The sequence below is a fragment of the Marilutibacter maris genome, assembly GCF_006546735.2.
Classification (GTDB): domain Bacteria; phylum Pseudomonadota; class Gammaproteobacteria; order Xanthomonadales; family Xanthomonadaceae; genus Marilutibacter; species Marilutibacter maris.
The window spans coordinates 1-3,369 of sequence record NZ_VICD02000303.1 but is presented as its reverse complement, the minus strand read 5'-3'; the positions used below and the strand labels follow the sequence as shown (position 1 = coordinate 3,369).

Here is a 3,369-nt window from a genome sequence, read left to right as displayed (position 1 = left end):
GCGGGGCCAGGTCGACGCGCCGCCCGTGCGCGCCCTCGCGGTCGATCTGTTCGAGCAGATCGACCCGGCCGACGATCTCGCCCAGGCTGCGCGCGCCCAGCTGCGCCAGATAGCCGCGGACCTCCTCCGACAGCAGCCGGAAGAAGTTCTCGACCTTCTCCGGCAGGCCGGTGAAGTGCGCGCTGCGCAGGCGCTCGTCCTGGGTGGCGACGCCGGTCGCGCAGTTGTTGAGGTGGCAGATGCGCAGGTACTTGCAACCCAGCGCGATCATCGGCGCGGTGCCGAAGCCGAAGCTTTCCGCACCCAGCAGGGCCGCCTTGACCACGTCCAGCCCGGTCTTGAGGCCGCCGTCGGTCTGCAGGATCACCCGGTCGCGCAGCTTGTTGGCAACCAGCGCCTGGCGCGCCTCCGACAGACCGATTTCCCACGGCGTGCCGGCGTAGCGGATCGACGACAGCGGACTGGCGCCGGTGCCGCCGTCGTGGCCGGAGATGGTGATCAGGTCGGCGCCGGCCTTGGCGACGCCGGCGGCGATCGTGCCGACCCCGGCATGGCTGACCAGCTTGACCGAGACCAGCGCGTCGGGATTGACCTGCTTGAGGTCGAAGATCAGCTGGGCCAGGTCCTCGATCGAATAGATGTCGTGGTGCGGCGGCGGCGAGATCAGGCCGATGCCGGGGGTCGCATGGCGCAGCCGCGCGATCAGTTCGTTGACCTTGTGGCCGGGCAGCTGGCCGCCCTCGCCGGGCTTGGCGCCCTGGGCGACCTTGATCTGCAGCACCTCGGCATTGACCAGGTACTGCGGGGTGACCCCGAAGCGGCCGGAGGCGATCTGCTTGATCTTCGAGGCCTTGTCGGTGCCGTAGCGGACCGGGTCCTCGCCGCCCTCGCCGGAGTTGCTGCGCCCGCCGAGCCGGTTCATCGCGATCGCCAGCGCCTCGTGCGCCTCCGGCGACAGCGCGCCGAGGCTGATCGCGGCGGTGTCGAAGCGGCGCACCAGCGAGGCGACCGGTTCGACCTGGTCCAGCGGCAGCGGCTCGGCGCCCTGCGGGCGCAGCGCCAGCAGGTCGCGCAGGGCCGCGCTCGGACGCCGGTTGACGGTATCGGCGTAGCGCTGCCAGTCGGCGCGGTCGCCGCTGTTGACCGCGCGCTGCAGGTCCATCACCACGTCGGGGTTGTACTGGTGGTACTCGCCGCCGGGCCTGAACTTGAGCAGGCCGCCGATCTGCGGCAACGCGCTGTCGTCCCAGGCATGCGCGGCCAGCTGCGCGGCATCGGCCTGCAGGCTGGCGAAGCCGGCGCCGCCGATCCGCGCCGGCGCGCCGTCGAAGCACATCGCCACGACCTCGTGGTCGAGGCCGATGATCTCGAACAACTGCGCGCCGCGGTAGCTGCCGATGGTGCTGATGCCCATCTTGGAGATGATCTTCAGCAGGCCCTTCTTGATCCCGCGGCGGTAGCTGCGGCCGACCTGGGCGATCTCGCCGTCGGGGGTCTTGAGGATCCCGCGTTCGGCCAGGTCGTGCAGGGTCTGGTAGGCGAGGTAGGGGTAGACCGCGGTCGCGCCGAAGCCGATCAGGCAGGCGAAGTGGTGCGGATCGCGCGCGGTGCCGGTCTCGACGATCAGGTTGACCTCGCAGCGCAGCCCGCTGCGGACCAGGTGCTGGTGGACCGCGCCGGTGGCCAGCAGCGCGTGCGCCATCAACCGTCCCTGCTCGGGGTAGCGGTCGCTGAGGATCAGCATCGTGCGGCCGGCGCGGGCGGCCGCCTCGGACTCGGCGCAGATCCGCCACAGCGCCGCCTCCAGCCCCTCGTCGGGGTCGTAGTCCAGGCGCACATGGCGGTGCGCGGTGTCGTAGGGCGCCATCGACACCAGCTGGCGGATCTTGCGCTGCGACATCACCGGCGAGTTCAGCAGCACGTGGGCGACGTTGTCCGGGCCGTCGACGAAGATGTTGCCCTCGCGTCCGAGCTGGGTCGCCAGCGACATCACGCAGTCCTCGCGCAACGGGTCGATCGGCGGATTGGTGACCTGGGCGAAGGCCTGGCGGAAGCCGTCGTACAGCGGCCGCACCTGCTGGCTGATCGCCGCCACCGGCACGTCGTCGCCCATCGAGCCGGTCGCCTCCTGCTCGGTCTCGGCCAGCGGCCGCAGCACCTGCTCGCGCTCCTCGCGGCTGAGCTGGAACAGCTTCTGGAACCGGGCCAGGGTCGCGGCGTCGAACGGCTCGGCGGCGGTGCTTGGATCGATCAGCTCGTTCTGCAGGTAGGTCATGCCCTGCTTGAGCCAGCGCTTGTACGGCGCGCGGCCGCGGTTGATGCGGTCGATCGCCTCGGTGTCCAGCAGCTCGCCGGCATGCAGGTCGGCGGCGATCATCTCGCCGGGGCCGAGCTTGCCCTTGGCCTCGACATCGGCCGCGGCCAGGTCCCAGACCCCGGCCTCGGAGGCGATCATGAAGTGGCGGTCGCGGCTCAGCGCCCAGCGCGCCGGGCGCAGGCCGTTGCGGTCCAGGCTGCAGGCGGCGTAGCGCGCGTCGCAGGTGACGATGCCGGCGGGGCCGTCCCAGGGCTCGGTGTTGAGCGCGTAGTACTCGTAGAACGCGGCCAGGTCGGCGTCCTTGTACTCCAGCGACTGGGTCGCCGGCGGCACCAGGATGCGCATCGCCTTGAGCAGGTCCATGCCGCCGGCTTCCAGCAGCTCGAGCATCTCGTCCAGGCTCTGCGAATCCGAGCCGCGCATGTTGATCACCGGATCGAACTCGCGCGGGTCCAGGGTCGGCGTGCGCCACACGTGGGCGCGTGCCTGCGCCCAGGCGCGATTGCCGGCGATGGTGTTGATCTCGCCGTTGTGGGCGAGCATCCGGAACGGCTGCGCCAGCGGCCAGCGCGGGGTGGTGTTGGTGGAGAAGCGCTGGTGGAACACGACCGCGCTGCTGGCCAGCTCCGGACGCTGCAGGTCCGGATAGAAGGTCGCCAGGTGCTCGGGCATGACCATGCCCTTGTAGCCGATCGTGCTCGCCGACAGCGTCACCGGGTAGACATCGTCGAAGGCGGGGCCGAGCGCGCGCAGGCGCTGCTCGCAACGGCGCCGCGCCAGGTACAGCGCGTGCAGGAACGCCGACGGGTCCGGACGCTCGCCGTCGATGTCGACCGCGGGCACCACGAACAACTGCTCGATCCGCGGCAGCGACCGCTTCGCCAGTTCGCCGCAGACCGAGGTGTCGACCGGCACCGTGCGCCAGCCGGCGACCGCCAGCCTGACCTCGCGCAGCGCGGTGGCGAAGGCCTCGCGCGCGGTCGCGGCGGCGGCGTCGTCATGCGGCAGGAACACCAGGCCGGCGGCGTAGCGCTGGCCCAGCGCGATCCCGG

General features: G+C 71.3%; 1 protein-coding gene. It reads right to left on the bottom strand.

The genetic code is table 11. From position 1 onward, the window contains the following. Positions 1 to 3,369, bottom strand: a 3,369-nt coding sequence (gltB, locus tag FKV24_RS16895; RefSeq protein WP_141483212.1) for a glutamate synthase large subunit, incomplete at both ends; no start/stop codon positions are given.